Source organism: Enterobacter sichuanensis (genome assembly GCF_002939185.1).
GTDB lineage: Bacteria > Pseudomonadota > Gammaproteobacteria > Enterobacterales > Enterobacteriaceae > Enterobacter > Enterobacter sichuanensis.
The window spans coordinates 1-21,656 of sequence record NZ_POVL01000021.1 but is presented as its reverse complement, the minus strand read 5'-3'; the positions used below and the strand labels follow the sequence as shown (position 1 = coordinate 21,656).

Genomic DNA, 21,656 nt, shown 5'->3' with positions numbered 1-21,656 from the left:
GGAGTTCTTATGAAGGCTTTATCGACCCTCGCAGTCCTTATGTCTGCATTACTGCTTCAGGGATGTATTGCTGCGGCCGTTGTGGGTACCGCCGCAGTCGGCACCAAAGCGGCAACCGATCCACGTACTGTGGGTACGCAGGTGGATGACGGTACGCTGGAGCTGCGCGTTAACAGTGCGCTGTCGAAAGATGAACAAATCAAGAAAGAAGCGCGTATCAACGTGACGGCTTATCAGGGCAAAGTGCTGCTGGCAGGCCAGGCGCCGAACATGGAACTCGCCTCTCGCGCTAAACAAATTGCGATGGGTGTTGAAGGAACCACTGAAGTCTTTAACGAAGTGCGCCAGGGCAAACCCATTGGTCTGGGTGAGGCCTCATCCGATACCTGGATCACCACCAAAGTGCGTTCCCAATTGTTGGGCTCGGATCAGGTCAAATCTTCCAACGTGAAAGTGACGACGGAAAACGGTGAAGTGTTCCTGCTGGGTCTGGTAACCGACCGTGAAGGGAAAGCGGCGGCAGATATCGCCAGCCGGGTGAGCGGCGTGAAACACGTCACCACCGCGTTTACTTACATTAAGTAATCCACACCCGACTCCAGGCCCGGTAAGCGCTAGCGCCGCCGGGCTTTTTTACATCAGCGCCAGACTCCCCACTATCACCCCACTCAACGCCACCAGCCCCGCGGTGAGCCACAGCGCTTTCGCCGGGAATGACTTACGCAGCATGATGAGTGACGGCAGGCTGATGGCAGGCAGGGTAATGAGCAGCGCCAGTGCCGGCGCGGTGCCCATGCCAGCCAGCATCATGGTTTGTACTATGGGAATTTCTGCGGCCGTCGGGATAACAAACAGGCAGCCTGCAACGGCCATCGCAATCACCCACATCAGCGTGTTGTCGATAGCGCCATCCGCATGCGGGAACAGCCAGACGCGCGCCGCCCCCAGAACCAGTACCGCCAGGATATAGACCGGGATAGTGCTCCAGAAAAGCTGCCATAGCGCCTTGCCCCAGCGTGCGAAGAAACCACCCTGCGGCTCGCTGACGTCCAGCTCAACGGACGCAGGCTCGACGGCAGTATCCTTCACCCATTTTTGCACCAGCGTCGCCACCACCAGCACAGTCAGTAACCCGGCCACCAGACGGATGAACGCGAAATGCCAGCCCAGCACAAAGCCCATAAACACCAGCGTTGCCGGGTTGAGCAGCGGGTTGCCCATCCAGAACGCCAGCGCACCGCCCATCGACACGCGCTGGCGACGCATCCCTGCGGCCACCGGTGCGGCACAGCAGGAGCACATCATGCCCGGCAGGGAGAAAACCGTCCCCAGCAGCGTGCCCTGAAAGCGCGGCTGGCCCAGGGTTTTGATCAGCCAGTGTCGCGGGATCAGCACCTGTATCAGCGAGCCCAGAATGACGCCTAAAACGGCCGCTTTCCAGACGGCAAGGAAATAGACCATGGCGTAATCCCACGCCGCCCGCAGCGGGCTGGCATCAGCCTGCGCGAGAATAGATTTTCCGATGCTGTGTGTTTCGGCGGCAGTGAAGGCTTTGCCGTAGTACGGCTGCCATTTCACATACCAGAGTCCAACAAGGACCACGAGAAAGAAGAGTGCGGGCTTCCACCATTGAACAGGTGTTGCCGCCTGAGATGAAGACTGACCAGTCATAGCATTCCCCGGAGAGTATTAGGTAATTAGCCGGGGGAGTTTACGCCTCGCCCTGTGCGATTTCACGCAGTTTTGCCGACGGGATAATGTTCACCCCTTCTTTCGAAGGAGATAACGCCTCTTTCAGCATCGCGCGCGCCACATCCCGCGCTTCAATTGATTTCCAGTTTCCGGGAAGAATGCGGAACAGCGGTGCGAAGATTGACTCATTAAAACGCCGTTCGTCCCGGTGTCCCAGCAGCATGGAGGGACGAACAATCGTCAGGTACTCCCATTTCTGGGCAATCAGCGCCTCTTCCATTTTGCCCTTCACCTTGTTGTAGAAAAAGGGCGATCCGGCGCTGGCCCCCAGCGAGCTGACCACCAGGAAATGTTTGGCCCCCAGCCTTTTGGTGGTGAGCGCCGTATCAATCACCAGCGTGTAGTCCGCATGCACAAACGCCTCCTTACTGCCCGCCTCACGCCGGGTCGTGCCAAGACAACAAAAGGCGATCTCAATCGGATCCTGCACCTGCGCCAGCGCGTCAGTCAGCTGCGGGTCGTGGGGGTTAAAGACGCCGGAGACGTCGGCGAGCGGTCGTCGCGTCGGGGCGGCGATGTAATTCACGCGACGATCCTGAATCAGCAGGCGCAGCAAATGTCCGCCCACCAGCCCGGTTGCGCCTGTTATCAGTACCTGGCTCATCTTCTCCCCTTTACAGAATTGTCCGTTTGCGAACTCGTCGTGGTCGACCACACTTAGAAGTCTGTTACAGGTAAGTATTTACCACAAGCGGAGAAAAATCAGTCTGAAGCCAAAACAACGGAGGAAGCATGGGCAAGAAAATCGCAGTCTTGATTACCGACGAGTTTGAAGATTCAGAATTCACCTCTCCTGCAGAGGCGTTCCGCAAGGCGGGACATGAAGTGATCACCATTGAGAAAGAAGCGGGCAAAACGGTGAAAGGCCATAAGGGCGAGGCCAGCGTGACCATCGACGAGACTATCGATAACGTTAGCCCCTCCGATTTTGACGCCCTGCTGTTACCCGGCGGCCACTCGCCGGACACCCTGCGCGGGGACGAGCGCTTCGTGACCTTCACTCGGGATTTTGTCTCTACCGGCAAACCGGTCTTTGCCATCTGCCACGGCCCGCAGCTGCTGATCAGCGCGGAGGTGGTACGCGGTCGTAAGCTCACGGCGGTGAAACCGATCGTTATCGATCTGAAAAATGCGGGTGCCGAGTTTTACGATCAGGAGGTGGTCAACGACAAAGACCAGCTGATCACCAGCCGGACCCCGGACGATCTCCCGGCGTTTAACCGCGAAGCGCTACGCCTGCTCGGCGCGTAACCAGTGCAGCTTCTTGCCAAAGCCCAGGGTGTTGTCGGTAAATTTCAGCTCATCGAGGCGGATTTCCCACACCGGGGCTTTTAGCGCAGCGGCAACCGGAAAGCGGCGCGTGTAGTGCTTACGACGCGCGTCGCTCTCTTCTCCATCCAGACGACGGATTTCCCCTTTAAACTGCACCCCACGGATCAGCGCGACCGTTTTAGGCTGACCATTCACCGTGCCCGCGACTTTTGCCTGCTGGCCGGTCATCTGCGCATGACGCGTTTTGTCTTCGCTCATAACGTAAAACGCGACGCGCTCAGGATCGTAGTAGTAAAACGCATTTGCGCACCACATTTCTCCCTCGTGGTATACGCACCAGGTGACGACATGCTGCTTCGCCAGCCAGCGGTTAATGGCGGCCAGTGTTTCCATTTTCGCTCTCTCTCATGCTATGGTGCGGTCACCTTAACATACTGAATCTGTTTACCGTGTGCTGGTTTCTCTATCTTGTCCGAACCGCTGATAACGCCCTCTACACCGGGATCACCACCGATGTGGCGCGGCGTTTTTTACAACATCAAACGGGGAAAGGCGCAAAGGCGCTGCGGGGGAAAGGGGAATTGCAGCTGGCATTTTCAGCCGCCGTGGGCGATCGTTCCCTGGCGCTGAGGCTGGAATACCGCATTAAACAGCTGACGAAGCGCCAGAAAGAGCGCCTCGTGACCGGAGACGGCTCTTTTGAGGCGCTACGCGAGAGCCTGCTTAAAAGCGATTAAAATGGTCGTGGTACTCTACCAGGCCATGCACGCCGTTGAGCGCGTCGTCCGCCAGACGATGAACCTGGAAGGCGGATTCGGTGCCCGGCCAGCGGCAGCGAAGATCGTAATGCGCGGCCTGTTCAAAGCCTAAACGGCTATAAAACGCGGGATCGCCCAGCGTGACAACGGCCGCGTAACCGAACTCATTCAGTGAATCCAGCCCTTCATAGACCAGCTGGCGCGCCAGCCCCTGCCCGCGATAGCTTTCATCCACCGCCAGCGGTGCCATTCCTACCCACTGGAGCTCTTCGCCCTGAACGCTGACCGGACTGAAGGCCACATAGCCCACCACCTGACCTTCGTCATCGGTGGCAACCAGCCCCAGCGTAATCAGGCCGTCTTCGCGGAGATCGTGGACCAGTTGGGCTTCGGCATCGCTCTCAAAAGAACGTCGCAGCAACGCATCAATCCCCGGCGCATCAATCCCAATTTCGACTCGAATCAGCATGGCTCACCTACTGAAGTGTGTTTACTGTCCGGCGGGGTTGTCAGCCCGGCCTCAACGAAATCTGCCATTTGCATTAACATCACGCGCAGCGCTTTCGGCATCTGCTCCAGCTCAATGGCATCCATTAAATTTTTCACGTACAGGCCCAGCTCCGTATCGCCTTCAATCACCAGACGGCGCTGGAAGAAGAGCGTATCCGGATCCTGCTTACGCGCGGCAATCATCAGCAGATCGCTGGCGTTGGCGCTGAAGCTCACGTCCGCGTCAGCGGATTCGCGTACGATCAGCTGGTCATTCTCAACCGAGGTAAACCAGCGCAGCCCGATGTCACGCACGTCGATGCTTAACCAGCGTCCTTCCAGGAACTCCAGCTCGCCATCCTGCAACGCCTGACGGAACTGCCAGCTCAGGACCTGCTCCAGCACCTGACGTTTAAGCGCGAACGGCGCCAGTTTTACCGGCACGCTCAGCATTGATGGACCAAATTGTACGAGACGTGAACGCAGTTTATCCAGCACGAGCTTTACTCCCTGATAGCTATAGTCCCGCTATTTTGCCATATCCGGCACATAACATAGCGGCGTAAATCAACAAACCGTCGTCCGGTGACGCTCATTATTGGTGCCATCAATACGCCATTAGCTGCCTTAAATCAAAAATTGTCGCGTATGGGTTAATTAAAATCCCAGCTCGTTAACATTTTTGCGATCGACTACATCAGGATAAATTATGGAGCTGCTCTGCCCAGCCGGAAACCTTCCGGCGCTTAAGGCGGCCATCGAAAATGGGGCCGATGCGGTCTATATCGGGCTGAAAGATGATACTAACGCCCGCCATTTTGCTGGCCTCAACTTTACGGAGAAAAAGCTTCAGGAAGCCGTTAACTTCGTTCACCAGCACCGCCGCAAACTGCACATTGCCATTAATACCTTTGCCCATCCTGACGGTTACGCCCGCTGGCAGCGCGCGGTGGATATGGCCGCACAGCTGGGAGCCGATGCGCTGATTCTGGCCGACCTCGCCATGCTTGAGTATGCGGCAGAACGCTATCCCCATATTGAGCGCCACGTCTCTGTTCAGGCATCTGCCACCAACGAAGAGGCCGTACGTTTTTATCACCGAAACTTTGACGTAGCCCGCGTGGTGCTGCCGCGCGTACTCTCCATTCATCAGGTTAAGCAACTCGCGCGCGTCACGCCAGTGCCGCTGGAAGTTTTTGCCTTTGGCAGCCTGTGCATCATGGCCGAAGGCCGTTGCTATCTCTCCTCCTATTTAACCGGTGAATCACCCAATACCGTCGGGGCCTGCTCCCCTGCCCGCTTTGTTCGCTGGCAGCAAACGCCGCAGGGGCTGGAGTCTCGTCTGAATGAGGTGCTGATCGACCGCTATCAGGACGGCGAAAACGCTGGTTATCCAACCCTCTGTAAAGGGCGCTATCTGGTCGACGGCCAGCGTTACCACGCGCTGGAAGAGCCCACCAGCCTCAACACGCTGGCGCTGCTGCCGGAACTGCTGGCGGCCAATATTGCCTCGGTGAAAATCGAAGGTCGCCAGCGCAGCCCGGCCTACGTGAGCCAGGTTGCGAAAGTCTGGCGTCAGGCCATCGACCGCTGCATGGCGGACCCGCAGCACTACGCCCCGCAGCCGGCATGGATGGAGACGCTGGGGTCGATGTCGGAAGGCACGCAAACCACGCTGGGCGCGTATCACCGTAAATGGCAGTGAGAAAATCATGAAATATTCATTAGGGCCGGTGCTTTACTACTGGCCAAAAGAGACGCTGGAAGACTTTTATCAACAGGCCGCCAGCAGCAGCGCCGATGTGATTTACCTCGGCGAAGCGGTATGCAGCAAGCGCCGGGCCACCAAAGTGGGCGACTGGCTGGAGATGGCGAAGACCCTCGCCGGAAGCGGCAAACAGGTGGTGCTTTCGACGCTCGCCCTGGTACAGGCCGCTTCTGAACTGGGCGAGCTAAAGCGCTACGTGGAGAACGGCGAGTTCCTGCTGGAAGCAAGCGATCTCGGCGTAGTGAACATGTGCGCCGAACGCAGGCTGCCGTTTGTCGCGGGCCATGCCCTGAACTGCTACAACGCCGTGACCCTGCGCCTGTTGCTGAAACAGGGAATGACGCGCTGGTGCATGCCGGTTGAGCTCTCCCGCGACTGGCTGGCAAACCTGCTCACGCAGTGCGAAGAGCTGGGCATTCGCAACAAGTTTGAAGTGGAAGTGCTGAGCTACGGGCATCTGCCGCTGGCCTATTCCGCCCGCTGCTTTACCGCGCGCTCGGAAGACCGTCCGAAAGACGAGTGCGAAACCTGCTGCATTAAGTACCCGAACGGGCGCAGCATGCTGTCGCAGGAGAATCAGCAGGTGTTTGTCCTGAACGGCATTCAGACCATGAGCGGCTATGTCTATAACCTGGGCAACGAGCTGGCGTCGATGGATGGGCTGGTAGATATGGTGCGCCTGTCGCCGCTCGATAACGGCGTGTTCGCGATGCTGGATGCCTTCCGCGCCAACGAAAATGGTGCCGAGCCTCTGGCGCTGCAGGCTAATAGCGACTGCAACGGCTACTGGCGACGTCTGGCCGGGTTGGAGCTGCAGGCCTAAAAAAGGCTCACTTTGTTAACAACGGTTATCATTTTTTAATGCACTATTAATGATTGACCGTCGACAAAGTGAGCTGTTATGACTGACAAAACCCTTCCGTTTTCGGTGCTGGATCTGGCGCCGATCCCTCAAGGCTCCTCGGCGCGAGAAGCCTTTTCGCACTCGCTCGATCTCGCTCGTCTGGCCGAAAAACGTGGCTATCACCGTTACTGGCTGGCCGAGCACCACAACATGGTCGGCATCGCCAGTGCGGCAACCTCGGTTCTGATTGGCTATCTGGCGGCAAATACGACCACTCTGCACCTGGGGTCCGGCGGCGTGATGCTGCCTAACCACGCCCCGCTGGTGATTGCCGAGCAGTTTGGCACGCTGAATACGCTCTATCCGGGTCGTATAGATTTAGGGCTTGGCCGTGCGCCGGGGAGTGATCAGCCCACCATGCGCGCCCTCCGCCGCCATATGAGCGGCGATATCGACAACTTCCCACGCGACGTGGCGGAACTGGTGGACTGGTTCGATGCGCGAGACCCGAACCCGCACGTGCGCCCGGTACCCGGTTATGGTGAGAAGATCCCGGTCTGGCTGTTAGGCTCAAGTCTGTATAGCGCGCAGCTTGCCGCACAGCTGGGGCTGCCGTTTGCGTTTGCCTCGCACTTCGCGCCGGATATGTTGCATCAGGCGCTGCATCTCTACCGCACCCATTTCAAACCGTCTGAGCGTCTGGAGAAACCGTACGCGATGGTGTGTATCAACATCATTGCCGCCGACAGCAATCGCGACGCAGAATTCCTGTTTACCTCTATGCAGCAGGCGTTTGTGAAGCTGCGTCGTGGTGAGACGGGCCAGCTTCCGCCGCCAGTGGAAAATATGCATCAGCTCTGGTCAGCCTCCGAGCAGTATGGTGTTCAACAGGCGCTGAGCATGTCACTGGTGGGTGATAAAGCGAAGGTGCGTCACGGGCTGGAAGCGGTGCTGCGTGAGACGCAGGCCGATGAGATTATGGTTAACGGCCAGATCTTCGATCACCAGGCGCGTTTGCACTCCTTTGAGCTGGCGATGCAGGTGAAAGAGGAGCTGGTGGGGTAGCCCTTTTGCCCGGTGGCGCTTCGATTACCGGGCCTACGGGATCGCGTAGGCCGGATAAGGCGTAGCCGCCATCCGGCACAAAAACTTACTGATACACAGGCAACAGGTTAAAACTCGACAGCACGTGAACCAGCGCGTTACCCACCCCAAACACCAGAATCAGTACAATCATCGGTTTGCCGCCCCAGACGCGGAATTTAGGGCTGCCGAAGCGTTTACGTGATTTGCGGGCCAGCAGCGCCGGCACAATTGCCGCCCAGATGGTCGCAGCCAGACCGGCATAGCCGATGGCGTACAGGAAGCCGTTCGGCCACAGCAGGCCACCCGCGACTGGAGGCAGGAAAGTCAGCAGCGCAGTTTTGAAGCGTCCCATCGCGGAGTCATCGAAGCCAAACAGATCCGCCAGGTAGTCAAACAGGCCCAGCGTCACGCCGAGGAACGAGCTTGCCACCGCAAAGTTGGAGAATACCACCAGCAGCAGATCCAGACTGCGGCTGTTCAGAACGCCACTCAACGCCTGCACCAGCACATCAATGTTACCGCCCTTCTGCGCAATGCCAATAAATTCCGGACGCGGGATGTTGCCCATGGTTCCCAGCAGCCAGATGACATACAGCCCCAGTGCCAGCAGCGTACCGTAGACCAGACATTTCACGATAGTGCGCGGATCTTTGCCGTAGTACTTCATCAGGCTCGGCACATTACCGTGGTAGCCAAACGAGGCCAGACAGAACGGCAGTGTCATCAGCAGATACGGCGTATACGAGGTGTTCACCTCGGCGACATTAAACAGCGTTGCCGGCGTTACGTGCCCCAGCAGGCTGCCGAACGTCAGGAAGAAGGTGATCACCTTTGCGCCCAGTACAATGGCCGTCATCCGGCTCACCGCTTTGGTACTCATCCAGACGATAAACGCCACGCCCAGTGCAAAGCACAATCCTGCCAGACGCGCCGGAACGTTCAGCGACATCTCCGAGAAGGTATGATGCAGAATCGAGCCGCTCGCCGAAATGTAGGCGTAGGTCAGGATGTACAGGACAAACGCGATGGAGAGTCCATTGACCAGGTTCCAGCCTTTGCCTAACAGATCTTTGGTGATGGTGTCGAAGCTCGCGCCAATGCGGTAGTTCAGGTTGGCTTCGAGGATCATCAACCCGGAATGAAGCATACAGAACCAGGTAAAGACCAGTGCGGCCAGCGACCAGAAGAACCACGCACCGGACATGACCACGGGCAGGGAAAACATCCCGGCACCTATAATGGTTCCGCCGATGATCACCACGCCGCCAAGCAGCGAAGGTGACGTTTGGGTGGTGGTTAGTGTCGCCATACAGCCTTTTCTCCAGTCAATCATGCGGTTCTGCATTTTAATGTGACGCACTGTACCAGTACAAGAGTACAAAGGGAATAAAAAAAGCCCCGATAGCGTCTATCGGGGCTGTATATTTTACTTTACGTCAGAAGTGCAAGGCTTACGCGTCACCGAAACGACGACGGCTGGTGCCTTCTTCACGACGTGGGCCACGGTTTTCGCGACGCTCGCCGGAGAAACGACGACCTTCACCACCGCGACCTTCGCTGCGACCGCCTTCACGACGCTCGCCACCGAAACCGCGGCCGCCGCCACGACGTTCGCCGCCACGGTCAGGACGTGGCTGTGCATCGCCCAGCAGCTGCATGTTCATCGGCTTGTTCAGGATGCGGGTACGCGTAAAGTGCTGCAGTACTTCACCCGGCATGCCTTTTGGCAGCTCAATGGTAGAGTGGGATGCGAACAGCTTGATGTTACCGATGTAACGGCTGCTGATGTCGCCTTCGTTGGCGATCGCGCCAACGATGTGACGCACTTCAACGCCATCATCACGGCCCACTTCAATGCGGTACAGCTCCATATCACCCGCATCGCGACGTTCACGACGTGGACGGTCTTCACCACCACGCTCTGGACGGTCGCCACGTGGGCCACGATCGTTACGGTCGCCACGACGTTCGAAGCGATCGTCACGGTCACGGAATTCACGCTTAGGACGCATCGGTGCATCTGGCGGCACGATCAGGCTACGTTCGCCCTGCGCCATCTTCAGCAGTGCTGCTGCCAGGGTTTCCATATCCAGCTCTTCGCCTTCAGCAACAGGCTGGATCTGGGACAGCAGCGCACGGTACTGATCCAGATCGCTGCTTTCCAGCTGCTGCTGGACTTTCGCGGCGAACTTTTCCAGACGGCGTTTGCCCAGCAGCTCTGCGTTTGGCAGATCGGCTTCTGGAATGGTCAGCTTCATGGTGCGTTCGATATTACGCAGCAGACGACGCTCGCGGTTCTCAACGAACAGCAGCGCACGGCCCGCACGACCCGCACGACCGGTACGACCGATACGGTGAACGTAAGACTCGGAATCCATCGGGATGTCGTAGTTAACCACCAGGCTGATACGCTCAACGTCCAGGCCACGTGCTGCCACGTCGGTTGCAATCAGGATATCCAGACGACCGTCTTTCAGACGCTCCAGCGTCTGCTCACGCAGGGCCTGGTTCATATCGCCGTTCAGCGCTGCGCTGTTGTAGCCGCTACGCTCCAGGGCTTCAGCCACTTCCAGGGTCGCGTTTTTGGTACGAACGAAGATGATCGCCGCATCAAAATCTTCCGCTTCCAGGAAACGTACCAGCGCTTCGTTTTTGCGCATGCCGTACACAGACCAGTAGCTCTGGCTGATGTCCGGGCGAGTCGTCACGCTGGACTGAATACGCACTTCCTGCGGCTCTTTCATGAAGCGGCGGGTAATGCGACGGATAGCTTCAGGCATGGTGGCAGAGAACAGCGCGGTCTGATGACCGTCCGGGATCTGCGCCATGATGGTTTCAACGTCTTCGATGAAGCCCATACGCAGCATTTCATCTGCTTCGTCCAGTACCAGACCGCTCAGTTTAGAGAGATCCAGCGTACCGCGCTTCAGGTGATCCAGCAGACGGCCCGGCGTACCGACAACAATCTGTGGGCCCTGGCGCAGGGCGCGTAACTGCACGTCATAACGCTGGCCGCCGTACAGGGCTACCACGTTTACGCCGCGCATATGTTTAGAGAATTCCGTCATGGCTTCAGCAACCTGAACAGCCAGTTCACGGGTTGGAGCCAAGACGAGGATCTGCGGTGCACGCAGGTCCGGATCAATGTTGTTCAGCAGCGGCAGCGAGAACGCTGCAGTTTTACCGCTACCAGTCTGGGCCATGCCCAGCACGTCACGACCAGAAAGCAGGTGTGGGATACACTCAGCCTGGATCGGAGATGGTTTTTCGTAACCCAGATCGTTAAGGGCTTCAAGGATAGGAGCCTTCAGGCCCAGATCTGCAAAAGTGGTTTCGAATTCAGCCATGTAGTACGAGTGCCTCAATGTCAATGGCGGCCAGTCTACTTAGCTCATCGTGAAAATGATTAGCAATTTTCATTGAAAAGTGTGAACCGGCTCAAAGTAGGTGTATTGACGAACAACAACGCCCTCACCAGTTAAGGTGATGGCAATCAAAAGATTACGGGCTGATGTTTATGTCGTCAGCTATTGCTGGTCCGATTCTGCCAGGTCGTCTTGCTCCTGGCCCAAGAGCGATAATTCCAACAATGCATAACGGTGCTCAACGAAGTTGTGTACGTTGTTAGCAACCGCTAATTTGAACAGTGCCGTAGCGCTGTCCTTATCCCCCAGACTTAGGTAGTACTTACCTAAATAGAAGTTGGTTTCACTGAGATGCTCAGCGAGCGAGGTGTTATCCGTTGCGTCCGCCTTGAGGCGTTCCATCAGCGTTGCTTCGCTAATGTTGCCCAGGTAGAACTCGACAATGTTCCATCCCCACTGTTCCTTATCCGATTTATCGAAGCGCTGTTTCAGTGCCTCTTTTGCCTGCTTCTCATCGAGCTTCTGCTCAACGATGTAAAGCCACAGGCTACGGAAAGGATCATTAGGATCGTCTTGATAAAACGCCAGCAGATCATCTTGCGCTAACTTATCACGACCGCCGTAATACAATGCGATACCGCGATTCAAGTGCGCGTAGTTGTAAGTTGGATCAAGCTCAAGTACAGAATCAAACGCTTCATAGGCAGCATCAAAATTGCCTGCCTGCGTTAAATAAATGCCTAAGTAATTGAATACTTCAGGCATATCAGGTCGGATAGCCAGCGCTTGTGAAAAATCATTCCGCGCTAATGCCCTCAGACCAAGACTATCATACAACACTCCGCGCTCATATAAAAGCTGTGCGCGTTCGTCATCGGTTAAAGCCCGACTGGCAAGTATTTGTTCCATGCGTGCCAGAATCACTTCCTGCTGCAAAGTCGGTTGCAATGGCACTGCGAGGACTTCGCTCTTACGCCAGGCAGAGTTGCTGCATCCTGCCAGCGTTAAAGCTGTCGCAACGAAACACCAGCGCAAAAAAGGCTTCATTTCCCACTCCCGAAGACAACTATTGGATGAACGTCCTGTCCCCCGGCGGCTTAACAAGGCGTCCTGCCTGATACCAGGCCCTCCGCAAAGCGGAGGGCAAATCGCAACTTACTCGCCTTGCTGTTCTGCAGCCTGTGCTTCAGGCGCAGCAGCTGGCTGAGACTGCTCAGTTGCTTCTTTAATGCTCAGACGGATACGGCCCTGGCGATCAACTTCCAGAACTTTAACCGGTACTTCCTGACCCATCTGCAGGTAATCGGTCACTTTCTCAACGCGCTTGTCAGCGATCTGAGAGATGTGAACCAGACCTTCTTTACCGCCACCGATGGCAACAAATGCGCCAAAGTCAACGATACGGGTCACTTTACCACTGTAGATACGGCCCACTTCGATTTCTGCGGTGATCTCTTCGATACGACGGATCGCGAATTTCGCTTTCTCGCCGTCGGTTGCTGCGATTTTCACAGTACCGTCATCTTCGATTTCGATCGTGGTGCCCGTCTCTTCGGTCAGCGCACGGATAACGGAACCGCCCTTACCGATAACATCTTTGATCTTGTCTGGATTGATCTTGATGGTGTGAATGCGCGGAGCGAATTCAGAGATATCACCACGCGGCGCGTTAATCGCCTGTTCCATCACGCTCAGGATGTGCAGACGTGCACCTTTAGCCTGGTTCAGAGCAACCTGCATGATCTCTTTGGTGATACCTTCAATTTTGATATCCATCTGCAGCGCAGAGATACCGTCGCGGGAACCCGCCACTTTGAAGTCCATATCGCCCAGGTGGTCTTCGTCGCCCAGAATGTCAGACAGAACAACATAGTTGTCGCCTTCTTTCACCAGACCCATTGCGATACCCGCAACGGCGGCTTTGATTGGCACGCCTGCATCCATCAGCGCCAGAGAGGCACCACATACGGAAGCCATAGAAGAAGAACCGTTGGATTCGGTGATTTCAGAAACCACACGGACGGTGTACGGGAATTTGTCCGCATCTGGCATCACAGCCAGCACACCGCGCTTCGCCAGACGACCGTGACCAATTTCACGACGCTTCGGCGAACCAACCATACCGGTTTCACCAACGGAGTACGGAGGGAAGTTATAGTGGAACAGGAAGCTGTCAGTGCGCTCGCCCATCAGTTCGTCGATGATCTGCGCGTCACGTGCAGTACCCAGCGTCGCAGTTACCAGCGCCTGCGTTTCACCACGGGTGAACAGCGCAGAACCGTGAGTACGTGGCAGCACGCCAGTACGCACATCCAGACCACGGATCATGTCTTTTTCACGGCCATCGATGCGTGGCTCACCTGCCAGCACGCGGCTACGCACCACGTTTTTCTCGATGGCATGCAGAATTTCGCTCAGCTCGTTAGCATCCAGCGTTTCGTCTTCAGCAACCAGCGTGGCGATGGTTTCGTCTTTGATCACGTCAACCTGAGCATAACGCTCCTGTTTGTCAGTGATACGGTAAGCATCGCTCAGGCGAGATTCTGCCAGTGCAGCAACGCGTGCGTTCAGCGCGTCGTTTGCTGCTTCAGGCTGCCAGTCCCAACGTGGTTTACCGGCTTCTTTCACCAGTTCGTTGATGTTCTGAATAACAACCTGCTGCTGGTCGTGGCCGAAGACCACAGCGCCCAGCATCTGGTCTTCGCTCAGCAGTTCAGCTTCGGATTCAACCATCAGCACAGCGGCTTCAGTACCGGCAACCACCAGGTCCAGCTTGCTCTCTTTCAGCTCTTCCTGAGTCGGGTTCAGCACGTACTGGTCGTTGATGTAACCCACGCGCGCCGCACCGATTGGGCCATTGAATGGAATACCAGACAGTGACAGGGCAGCGGACGCACCGATCATCGCAACGATGTCCGGGTTAACCTGTGGGTTAACGGACACAACGGTCGCGATAACCTGAACTTCGTTAACGAAGCCTTCCGGGAACAGCGGACGAACCGGGCGGTCAATCAGACGCGCGATCAGGGTTTCGCCTTCGCTTGGACGGCCTTCACGACGGAAGAAGCCACCCGGGATTTTACCGGCAGCGTAAGTACGCTCCTGGTAGTTAACGGTCAGTGGGAAGAAGTCCTGACCTGGTTTAGCTTTTTTCTGACCCACAACGGTAACGAATACCGCGGTGTCATCCATGCTTACCATAACGGCAGCAGTAGCCTGACGAGCCATCATACCGGTTTCCAGCGTGACGGTATGTTGACCATACTGGAATTTACGAACGATCGGATTCAGCAAAATTCTGTCCTTTCTTAAATGTTTGACAGCACACCACCGGTGTGCTGTCGATTTGACCCGACCTTCTTCGCATCCTCGCGACTAATGACAACCAACACCCCCATGGGTGAAGCCTCTCATTAGCCGCGCGAACCTCTGCAATGAAGATCATTTATAGCAACAATACAATAGTTTCCAGTGAATTGCTGCCGTCTGGTTGAAAAAAGGGGCCATCAGGCCCCCTTTTCTGAAACTCGCAAGACTTAGCGACGCAGACCCAGACGCTCGATCAGCGCGGTGTAGCGTGCAACATCTTTACGTTTCAGGTAGTCGAGCAGTTTACGACGCTGAGAAACCATACGCAGCAGACCACGACGGCTGTGGTGATCTTTTTTGTGCTCTGCAAAGTGACCCTGCAGGTGGTTAATCTGTGCAGTCAGCAGTGCAACCTGAACTTCGGTAGAACCGCTGTCGTTAGTACCACGACCAAACTCAGAAACGATTTTAGCTTTAGCTTCAACGCTTAGAGACATTTTCAAACTCCAAAGTATAAAGAATGTAAGGGTGCCGATCTCTAATTCAGCGACCCCATGTACGCCTCGCGGATTGTTAAACAATTCACCAGGCGTTAAGCGGCGATATTCTACTCGTCTCCCCTGCTTATCGCAAGGTGAGCCGTTATCGCCGTCACGCGTCGACCGGATATTCGACGACCAGACGACGCGGCGCAACGCGCCCTTCGCCATCCATTTCGCCCATTCCGATGAACTTACCGTCGTCACCTTCAGTCACGCGAACCAGCCCTTCCTGCGGCGCTTGCGCCGTACGAACCGGGTTGCCGTTCTTAAAGTAAACGGACGATATTAAAGGAAGATTAACCACCGGGAAATCCGCTGCCGGGCTATCCATCGGCATCAGCAGAGGATCGAGCAAATCGGCCGGCGCTATCCCCTGCGCGTGTGCCTGTTCAACCAGCGCGTGCAGCTGTTCCAGGGTCACCATCCGCTCAACCGGGTATTTACTGACCGCCAGGCGACGCAGGTAGATCACATGCGCGCCACAGCCCAGCTTCTCGCCCAGGTCATCGATGATGGTACGAATATAGGTGCCTTTCGAACAGTGTACTTCCAGTTCCAGCTCATCACCTTCGTGGCGAATAAAGAGCAGCTCATACACGGTGATCGGACGGGCTTCACGCGGGACGTCGATGCCCTGGCGCGCATATTCGTAGAGTTTTTTTCCCTGATATTTCAGTGCCGAATACATCGATGGCACCTGCATCGTGTCCCCGCGGAAGCTCTCCAGGGCAGCATCAAGCTGTTCCGCACTGAACGTCACCGGGCGCTCTTCGACCACCTGGCCATCAGCATCGGAGGTATCCGTGCGCTGGCCCAGTTTAGCGATAACGCGGTAACGTTTATCGGAGTCGAGCAGGTACTGGGAAAACTTTGTCGCCTCTCCCAGGCAGACCGGCAGCATGCCGGTTGCCAGCGGATCGAGCGCGCCAGTGTGGCCCGCACGGTTGGCGTTGTAAATGCGCTTCACTTTTTGCAGCACGTCGTTGCTGGAAGCGCCCTGGGGTTTATCCAGCAGCAGCACACCATGCACGTCGCGACCACGACGACGAGGACGACTCATCAGTCCTCCTTGCTGTCGTCCGCCGGGTTAACACGACGCTCGTCGTCATGTTTCACCACGCTGGTCACCAGGTTGGACATACGCATCCCTTCAACCAGCGAGTTGTCGTAGAAGAAGGTCAGTTCTGGAACGATACGCAGACGCATTGCTTTGCCGAGCAGAGAGCGGATGAAACCTGACGCTTCCTGCAGCGCTTTAATGCCGTTTTTCACTGCCGCTTCGTCCTGGTCGTTCAGGAAAGTGACGAACACCTTGGCATAGGCCAGGTCGCGGGACATTTCTACACCCGACACGGTGGTCATCATGCCGACGCGGGGGTCTTTAATTTCACGTTGCAGAATGAGGGCGATCTCTTTCTGCATTTCCTGCGCGACGCGCTGTGGGCGACCAAACTCTTTCGCCATAATAAATTCTCCAGACAAAAAAGGGGCATTCAGCCCCTTTTGAAATAGTTGCCGGGTGGCGCTTTGCTTACCCGGCCTACAATCAGCAATCTTAACGAAGATTAAGCGATGGTACGCTGGATTTCGATGATCTCGAACACTTCGATCATATCGCCTACGCGAACGTCGTTGTAGTTCTTCACGCCGATACCACATTCCATGCCGTTACGGACTTCGTTAACGTCATCTTTGAAGCGGCGCAGGGATTCCAGCTCGCCTTCATAGATAACCACGTTATCGCGCAGAACGCGGATTGGGTTGTGACGTTTGATGGTACCTTCGGTAACCATACAGCCCGCGATTGCACCGAATTTCGGTGATTTGAAGACGTCACGTACTTCAGCCAGACCGATGATCTGCTGTTTCAGCTCAGGCGACAGCATACCGCTCATCGCTGCTTTCACTTCGTCGATCAGGTTATAGATGACGGAGTAGTAACGCAGATCCAGGCTTTCAGCTTCGATCACGCGGCGAGCAGAAGCATCAGCACGCACGTTGAAGCCAACCAGGATGGCGTTGGACGCAGCAGCCAGGGTAGCGTCGGTTTCGGTGATACCACCGACACCAGAACCGATGATCTTCACTTTCACTTCGTCAGTCGACAGTTTCAGTAAGGAGTCGGAGATCGCTTCCACAGAGCCCTGAACGTCAGCTTTCAGTACGACGTTCACTTCATGAACTTCGCCTTCAGCCATGTTCGCGAACATGTTCTCGAGTTTAGATTTCTGCTGACGAGCCAGTTTAACTTCACGGAATTTGCCCTGACGATACAGTGCAACTTCACGCGCTTTCTTCTCGTCACGCACAACGGTCACTTCGTCACCGGCAGCCGGTACACCGGACAGGCCAAGGATTTCCACTGGAATGGACGGACCTGCTTCCAGCACTTCCTGACCCAGTTCGTTACGCATCGCACGCACGCGACCGTATTCGAAACCACACAGAACGATATCGCCTTTATGCAGGGTACCTTCACGAACCAGAACGGTAGCAACCGGGCCACGGCCTTTGTCCAGGAAGGATTCGATAACCGCACCGCTCGCCATACCGTTACGGATGGCTTTCAGCTCCAGAACTTCAGCCTGCAGCAGGATCGCATCCAGCAGATCGTCGATACCGGTACCCGCTTTCGCAGACACGTGTACGAACTGGCTTTCGCCGCCCCACTCTTCCGGCAGGATGCCGTACTGGGACAGTTCGTTTTTAACACGATCCGGATCCGCTTCTGGTTTATCGATCTTGTTCACTGCAACCACAACCGGCACACCCGCCGCTTTCGCGTGCTGGATAGCTTCGATGGTTTGTGGCATTACGCCGTCGTCTGCAGCAACAACCAGAACAACGATATCCGTCGCCTGCGCACCACGAGCACGCATTGAGGTAAACGCGGCGTGGCCTGGGGTATCCAGGAAGGTGATCATGCCGTTGTCAGTTTCTACGTGGTATGCACCGATGTGCTGGGTAATACCACCCGCTTCACCGGAGGCCACTTTCGTAGAACGAATGTAGTCGAGCAGAGAGGTTTTACCGTGGTCAACGTGACCCATGATGGTCACTACCGGTGCGCGCGGTTCTGCCGCAGCACCCGTATCACGGTCGCTCATTACCGCTTCTTCCAGTTCGTTTTCACGACGCAGGATAACTTTGTGGCCCATCTCTTCAGCAACCAGCTGTGCGGTTTCCTGGTCGATCACCTGGTTGATGGTCGCCATGGCGCCCAGTTTCATCATCGCTTTGATGACCTGAGAGCCTTTTACCGCCATTTTGTTTGCCAGTTCGCCAACGGTGATGGTTTCGCCGATCACAACGTCACGGTTAACCGCCTGAGCTGGCTTCTGGAAGCCCTGCTGCAGAGAAGAACCTTTACGCTGTTTACCACCTTTACCGCCACGCACGGCTGCACGCGCTTCTTCACGGTCTGCTTTAGACTCAGCGTGTTTGTTGCCTTTTTTCGCCGGACGCACCGCTTTCGCATTGCGACCACGGCCACGACCACCTTCTACTTCACGGTCGTTGTCATCTTCAGCCTGACGCGCATGCTGAGAAGTGGTCACGTGATAGTCGCTGGTATCTTCAGACTGCTCAGCGGTATCAACACCGTTCTTCTCGTTTTCTTCTGCCATACGGCGCGCTTCTTCAGCCACACGACGTGCTTCTTCTTCCAGCTTGCGGCGGGCTTCTTCTTCCGCTTTACGCTTCAGCTCGGCAGCTTCATTTTCACGGCGGGCTTTTTCAGCCTGGGCGGTTTTGGTCATTTCGTCTGTCTGTTGATTGCTCACTTTGTCTTTTTCCGCAGCGTCACGCTTCACTTTATCACTTGCGTCGCGTTTCGCTTTTTCTGCGGCCTCACGTTCAGCTTTTAATTCTGCCTCACGTTTGGCGGTTGCTTCCGCTTCACGCTGAGCTTGTTCTTCCGCTTCACGCTGTGCCTGCTCTTCCGCGGCAAGACGTTCTGCCTCTTGCGGATCACGTTTTACAAAGGTGCGCGTCTTGCGGACTTCAATTTGTACCGATTTACTTTTGCCACCGGTACCAGGGATATTCAACGTGCTACGCGTTTTGCGCTGCAGCGTCAGCTTGTCAGGCGTAGAGCCGTGTTCACGGTTCAGGTGCGTTAACAAGGTTTGTTTTTCTTGCGCGGTCACCGAGTCATCAGCGGACTTCGGGATCCCTGCATCAGCAAATTGCTGTACCAGGCGGTCCACGGAGGTCTGAATCTCGGCAGCCAGCGATTTTACAGTTACATCAGTCATGCTGTTCCTTCCTGCTACAGTTTATTACGCTTCGTCGCCGAACCAGCAAATATTACGTGCGGCCATGATGAGCTCGCCGGCTTTCTCGTCGGTTAAACCTTCGATATCAGCCAGGTCATCAACGCCTTGCTCGGCGAGATCTTCCAGCGTACAAACACCACGGGCAGCCAGCTTGAACGCAATCGCACGATCAAGACCTTCCAGATTCAGCAGGTCATCAGCCGGCTTTTTATCGCCAAGGCTTTCTTCCTGAGCCAGTGCCAGGGTGGTCAGTGCGTTTTTAGCGCGTTCACGCAGGGCTTCAACGGTTGGTTCATCCAGACCGTCGATTTCCAGCAGCTCTTTCATTGGCACATAGGCCAGTTCTTCCAGCGTAGAGAAACCTTCTTCAACCAGAACAGTGGCGAAATCTTCGTCAATATCCAGGTATTTAGTGAAGGTATCGATCGCCGCATGGGCTTCAGCCTGATGCTTAGCCTGCAGGTCATCAACGGTCATCACGTTGAGTTCCCAGCCGCTCAGCTGTGACGCCAGACGTACGTTCTGACCGTTACGGCCGATTGCCTGCGCCAGGTTGCCCGCTTCAACAGCGATATCCATAGTGTGTTTGTCTTCGTCAACAACGATAGACGCCACATCAGCTGGAGCCATTGCGTTGATCACGAACTGTGCCGGGTTGTCATCCCACAGAACGATATCAATACGTTCGCCGCCCAGCTCAGTAGAGACTGCCTGGACACGCGCACCACGCATACCGACGCAAGCACCGACCGGGTCGATACGCTTGTCGTTGGTTTTCACCGCAATTTTCGCGCGGGAGCCCGGATCGCGAGCCGCCGCTTTAATTTCGATAACTTCTTCACCGATTTCCGGTACTTCGATACGGAACAGTTCAACCAGCATTTCTGGTTTAGAACGGGTCACGAACAGCTGCGCACCGCGCGCTTCTGGACGGACAGCGTACAGAACACCACGGATACGGTCGCCTGGACGGAAGTTTTCACGCGGCAGCATATCTTCACGCAGGATCACAGCTTCAGCGTTACCCGGCAACCCTTCGGATTTGATCTCCAGGGAGATGTTGTCGCGGTTCACTTTTTTCACCACGCCGGTGATGATTTCGCCTTCCTGATCGCGGAACTGATCGACAACCAGCGCGCGCTCGGCTTCGCGCACTTTCTGCACAATAACCTGCTTGGCGGTCTGGGTGGTGATACGGTCGAAGGTCACAGATTCGATCTGATCTTCAACGTAGTCACCCACGTTCAGACTCTCGTCTTCAAAACGTGCCGCTTCCAGCGTGATCTCTTTGGTCGGCTGGGTCACTTCTTCAACGATTACCCAACGACGGAATGTATCGAAGTCACCGCTTTTACGATCGATTTCTACGCGAACATCGATCTCTTGCTCGTATTTTTTCTTGGTTGCTGTAGCCAGTGCACTTTCCAGCGCTTCGAAAATCTTCTCACGCGGCAGTGATTTCTCGTTGGAGACGGCTTCAACAACAGCCAAAATTTCTTTGTTCATCGCGGGCTTTTCACCTCAATCCAGACTGTTAAAAGTGGGGAACCAGGTTCGCCTTCTGGATATTACTCAGCGCGAACACTTCATCTTTGCCTTCGACTGTCACCGTGATCATTTCACCATCAACGGCTTTGATAATTCCCTGCCATTTACGGCGGTTCTGTACGGCCATACGCAGAACGAGAGCCACTTCTTCACCGGTAAAGCGCACATAGTGCTCGGCCGTGAACATCGGGCGATCGAGGCCAGGTGAGGAAACTTCCAGGTTGTACGCAACGGTAATCGGATCTTCAACATCAAGAACCGCACTCACCTGGTGGCTGACATCAGCACAATCATCAACATTGATGCCATCTTCACTATCAATATAGATGCGCAGCGTCGATGTACGGCCGCGAACGAATTCGATGCCGACCAGTTCGTAGCCCAGTGCTTCGACCGGTGCAGTAATCATCTCTGTTAATTTTTGCTCTAATGTGGACAAGCCCACCCCCAAGACATAAAAAAAGGGCGTAAAGCCCAGTTATTCTGTAGTCAGATAACAAAAAACCCCGATAAATCGGGGCTTTAGATAACTGAACCCTATAGCCACAACTGTGGCCTGGAGCACTCTCCGAAAGAAATTTTTCAAATCCAGCTACGAAGGCTCTAAGTCTTCACAGTATATTTGAAAAAGAACTTTATGGGAAAG

The 21,656-nt window shown here is 55.6% G+C and carries 22 protein-coding genes; 6 read left to right on the top strand and 16 right to left on the bottom strand.

Annotated elements, in window-relative coordinates:
• Positions 1-9: 9 nt before the first annotated feature.
• The gene (gene dolP / locus C5687_RS11285) at positions 10-585 is read left to right on the top strand and encodes a division/outer membrane stress-associated lipid-binding lipoprotein (RefSeq protein ID WP_025756730.1); all 576 of its coding nucleotides are present in this window, start codon (positions 10-12) and stop codon (positions 583-585) included.
• 48 nt (positions 586-633) lie between these two features.
• On the opposite strand, the gene C5687_RS11280 is transcribed toward dolP, so the two are convergent.
• Positions 634-1,671, bottom strand: a complete 1,038-nt coding sequence (locus tag C5687_RS11280) for a permease (RefSeq protein WP_104556955.1) — start codon at positions 1,669-1,671, stop codon at positions 634-636.
• A gap of 40 nt (positions 1,672-1,711) precedes the next feature.
• On the bottom strand, positions 1,712-2,356 hold the full coding sequence (locus C5687_RS11275; RefSeq protein WP_104556954.1) for an NAD(P)H-binding protein: 645 nt from the start codon (positions 2,354-2,356) through the stop codon (positions 1,712-1,714).
• Positions 2,357-2,484: 128 nt separating this feature from the next.
• On the opposite strand from C5687_RS11275, the gene C5687_RS11270 reads away from it, so the two are divergent.
• On the top strand, positions 2,485-3,003 hold the full coding sequence (locus tag C5687_RS11270) for a type 1 glutamine amidotransferase domain-containing protein (RefSeq protein ID WP_025756727.1): 519 nt from the start codon (positions 2,485-2,487) through the stop codon (positions 3,001-3,003).
• Here the strand turns inward: C5687_RS11270 and C5687_RS11265 are convergent.
• Positions 2,983-3,417, bottom strand: coding sequence for a YhbP family protein (locus tag C5687_RS11265; RefSeq protein ID WP_025756726.1), 435 nt, complete (start codon positions 3,415-3,417; stop codon positions 2,983-2,985). The two genes, C5687_RS11270 and C5687_RS11265, sit on opposite strands and share 21 nt — an antisense overlap.
• Positions 3,418-3,431: 14 nt before the next feature.
• Here C5687_RS11265 and C5687_RS11260 point away from each other — a divergent pair, with 14 nt between their 5' ends.
• On the top strand, positions 3,432-3,761 hold the full coding sequence (locus C5687_RS11260; protein ID WP_104556953.1) for a GIY-YIG nuclease family protein: 330 nt from the start codon (positions 3,432-3,434) through the stop codon (positions 3,759-3,761).
• Here C5687_RS11260 and C5687_RS11255 read toward each other — a convergent pair.
• Together C5687_RS11255 and ubiT are read right to left on the bottom strand one after the other, a co-directional pair.
• Positions 3,748-4,251, bottom strand: coding sequence for a GNAT family N-acetyltransferase (locus C5687_RS11255; RefSeq protein ID WP_095452511.1), 504 nt, complete (start codon positions 4,249-4,251; stop codon positions 3,748-3,750). The two genes, C5687_RS11260 and C5687_RS11255, sit on opposite strands and share 14 nt — an antisense overlap.
• On the bottom strand, positions 4,245-4,769 hold the full coding sequence (gene ubiT, locus C5687_RS11250; RefSeq protein WP_025756723.1) for a ubiquinone anaerobic biosynthesis accessory factor UbiT: 525 nt from the start codon (positions 4,767-4,769) through the stop codon (positions 4,245-4,247). Before ubiT ends, C5687_RS11255 begins: the two co-directional genes overlap by 7 nt.
• 211 nt (positions 4,770-4,980) lie before the next feature.
• Between ubiT and ubiU the strand changes: the two genes are divergently transcribed.
• From ubiU to C5687_RS11235, 3 genes are all read left to right on the top strand, one after another.
• The gene (gene ubiU / locus C5687_RS11245) at positions 4,981-5,976 is read left to right on the top strand and encodes a ubiquinone anaerobic biosynthesis protein UbiU (RefSeq protein WP_059385413.1); all 996 of its coding nucleotides are present in this window, start codon (positions 4,981-4,983) and stop codon (positions 5,974-5,976) included.
• Positions 5,977-5,983: 7 nt separating this feature from the next.
• Positions 5,984-6,862, top strand: a complete 879-nt coding sequence (locus C5687_RS11240) for a U32 family peptidase (protein WP_104556952.1) — start codon at positions 5,984-5,986, stop codon at positions 6,860-6,862.
• A gap of 78 nt (positions 6,863-6,940) precedes the next feature.
• The gene (locus C5687_RS11235) at positions 6,941-7,948 is read left to right on the top strand and encodes a luciferase-like monooxygenase (protein WP_095442078.1); all 1,008 of its coding nucleotides are present in this window, start codon (positions 6,941-6,943) and stop codon (positions 7,946-7,948) included.
• 85 nt (positions 7,949-8,033) lie between these two features.
• On the opposite strand, the gene mtr is transcribed toward C5687_RS11235, so the two are convergent.
• The 11 genes from mtr to rimP all read right to left on the bottom strand — a co-directional run bounded on the left by mtr (position 8,034) and on the right by rimP (position 21,449).
• Positions 8,034-9,278, bottom strand: a complete 1,245-nt coding sequence (mtr, locus tag C5687_RS11230; RefSeq protein WP_047959860.1) for a tryptophan permease — start codon at positions 9,276-9,278, stop codon at positions 8,034-8,036.
• A 142-nt stretch (positions 9,279-9,420) separates the two neighbouring features.
• A complete protein-coding gene (locus C5687_RS11225) occupies positions 9,421-11,316 on the bottom strand; it encodes a DEAD/DEAH family ATP-dependent RNA helicase (RefSeq protein ID WP_025756718.1) in 1,896 nt (631 codons plus the stop codon).
• Positions 11,309-11,389 carry a protein YrbN gene (yrbN, locus tag C5687_RS25360; RefSeq protein ID WP_100122156.1) on the bottom strand — a complete coding sequence of 27 codons (81 nt, stop codon included), beginning with the start codon at positions 11,387-11,389 and terminating at the stop codon, positions 11,309-11,311. Before yrbN ends, C5687_RS11225 begins: the two co-directional genes overlap by 8 nt.
• Positions 11,390-11,496: 107 nt before the next feature.
• Positions 11,497-12,381 (bottom strand): lipoprotein NlpI, encoded by an 885-nt coding sequence (gene nlpI / locus C5687_RS11215; RefSeq protein ID WP_013098912.1) that lies wholly within the window; start codon positions 12,379-12,381, stop codon positions 11,497-11,499.
• Positions 12,382-12,489: 108 nt separating this feature from the next.
• On the bottom strand, positions 12,490-14,628 hold the full coding sequence (gene pnp / locus C5687_RS11210; protein ID WP_025756716.1) for a polyribonucleotide nucleotidyltransferase: 2,139 nt from the start codon (positions 14,626-14,628) through the stop codon (positions 12,490-12,492).
• Positions 14,629-14,870: 242 nt separating this feature from the next.
• A complete protein-coding gene (rpsO, locus tag C5687_RS11205) occupies positions 14,871-15,140 on the bottom strand; it encodes a 30S ribosomal protein S15 (RefSeq protein WP_003861789.1) in 270 nt (89 codons plus the stop codon).
• Between the two features lie 154 nt (positions 15,141-15,294).
• Positions 15,295-16,245, bottom strand: a complete 951-nt coding sequence (gene truB / locus C5687_RS11200) for a tRNA pseudouridine(55) synthase TruB (protein ID WP_104556951.1) — start codon at positions 16,243-16,245, stop codon at positions 15,295-15,297.
• The gene (gene rbfA, locus C5687_RS11195) at positions 16,245-16,649 is read right to left on the bottom strand and encodes a 30S ribosome-binding factor RbfA (protein WP_003024988.1); all 405 of its coding nucleotides are present in this window, start codon (positions 16,647-16,649) and stop codon (positions 16,245-16,247) included. Before rbfA ends, truB begins: the two co-directional genes overlap by 1 nt.
• Before the next feature lie 101 nt (positions 16,650-16,750).
• Entirely contained in the window at positions 16,751-19,441 is a 2,691-nt protein-coding gene (gene infB, locus C5687_RS11190) for a translation initiation factor IF-2 (protein ID WP_104556950.1), read from the bottom strand.
• A 24-nt stretch (positions 19,442-19,465) separates the two neighbouring features.
• On the bottom strand, positions 19,466-20,968 hold the full coding sequence (gene nusA / locus C5687_RS11185; RefSeq protein WP_003861798.1) for a transcription termination factor NusA: 1,503 nt from the start codon (positions 20,966-20,968) through the stop codon (positions 19,466-19,468).
• A 28-nt stretch (positions 20,969-20,996) separates the two neighbouring features.
• A complete protein-coding gene (gene rimP / locus C5687_RS11180; protein ID WP_014833432.1) occupies positions 20,997-21,449 on the bottom strand; it encodes a ribosome maturation factor RimP in 453 nt (150 codons plus the stop codon).
• Positions 21,450-21,656: the final 207 nt, after the last annotated feature.

Bases quoted from the DNA above. Each gene is read 5' to 3' on its own strand.
- C5687_RS11235 (WP_095442078.1), top strand. From the start codon at position 6,941: ATGACTGACAAAACCCTTCCGTTTTCGGTGCTGGATCTGGCGCCGATC.
- C5687_RS11265 (WP_025756726.1), bottom strand. From the start codon at position 3,417: ATGGAAACACTGGCCGCCATTAACCGCTGGCTGGCGAAGCAGCATGTC.
- C5687_RS11270 (WP_025756727.1), top strand. From the start codon at position 2,485: ATGGGCAAGAAAATCGCAGTCTTGATTACCGACGAGTTTGAAGATTCA.
- C5687_RS11225 (WP_025756718.1), bottom strand. From the start codon at position 11,316: ATGGCTGAATTCGAAACCACTTTTGCAGATCTGGGCCTGAAGGCTCCT.
- C5687_RS11255 (WP_095452511.1), bottom strand. From the start codon at position 4,251: ATGCTGATTCGAGTCGAAATTGGGATTGATGCGCCGGGGATTGATGCG.
- infB (WP_104556950.1), bottom strand. From the start codon at position 19,441: ATGACTGATGTAACTGTAAAATCGCTGGCTGCCGAGATTCAGACCTCC.
- dolP (WP_025756730.1), top strand. From the start codon at position 10: ATGAAGGCTTTATCGACCCTCGCAGTCCTTATGTCTGCATTACTGCTT.
- rbfA (WP_003024988.1), bottom strand. From the start codon at position 16,649: ATGGCGAAAGAGTTTGGTCGCCCACAGCGCGTCGCGCAGGAAATGCAG.
- ubiU (WP_059385413.1), top strand. From the start codon at position 4,981: ATGGAGCTGCTCTGCCCAGCCGGAAACCTTCCGGCGCTTAAGGCGGCC.
- truB (WP_104556951.1), bottom strand. From the start codon at position 16,245: ATGAGTCGTCCTCGTCGTCGTGGTCGCGACGTGCATGGTGTGCTGCTG.
- nusA (WP_003861798.1), bottom strand. From the start codon at position 20,968: ATGAACAAAGAAATTTTGGCTGTTGTTGAAGCCGTCTCCAACGAGAAA.
- C5687_RS11275 (WP_104556954.1), bottom strand. From the start codon at position 2,356: ATGAGCCAGGTACTGATAACAGGCGCAACCGGGCTGGTGGGCGGACAT.
- yrbN (WP_100122156.1), bottom strand. From the start codon at position 11,389: ATGAAAATTGCTAATCATTTTCACGATGAGCTAAGTAGACTGGCCGCC.
- C5687_RS11280 (WP_104556955.1), bottom strand. From the start codon at position 1,671: ATGACTGGTCAGTCTTCATCTCAGGCGGCAACACCTGTTCAATGGTGG.
- rpsO (WP_003861789.1), bottom strand. From the start codon at position 15,140: ATGTCTCTAAGCGTTGAAGCTAAAGCTAAAATCGTTTCTGAGTTTGGT.
- mtr (WP_047959860.1), bottom strand. From the start codon at position 9,278: ATGGCGACACTAACCACCACCCAAACGTCACCTTCGCTGCTTGGCGGC.
- C5687_RS11260 (WP_104556953.1), top strand. From the start codon at position 3,432: ATGCTATGGTGCGGTCACCTTAACATACTGAATCTGTTTACCGTGTGC.
- nlpI (WP_013098912.1), bottom strand. From the start codon at position 12,381: ATGAAGCCTTTTTTGCGCTGGTGTTTCGTTGCGACAGCTTTAACGCTG.
- C5687_RS11240 (WP_104556952.1), top strand. From the start codon at position 5,984: ATGAAATATTCATTAGGGCCGGTGCTTTACTACTGGCCAAAAGAGACG.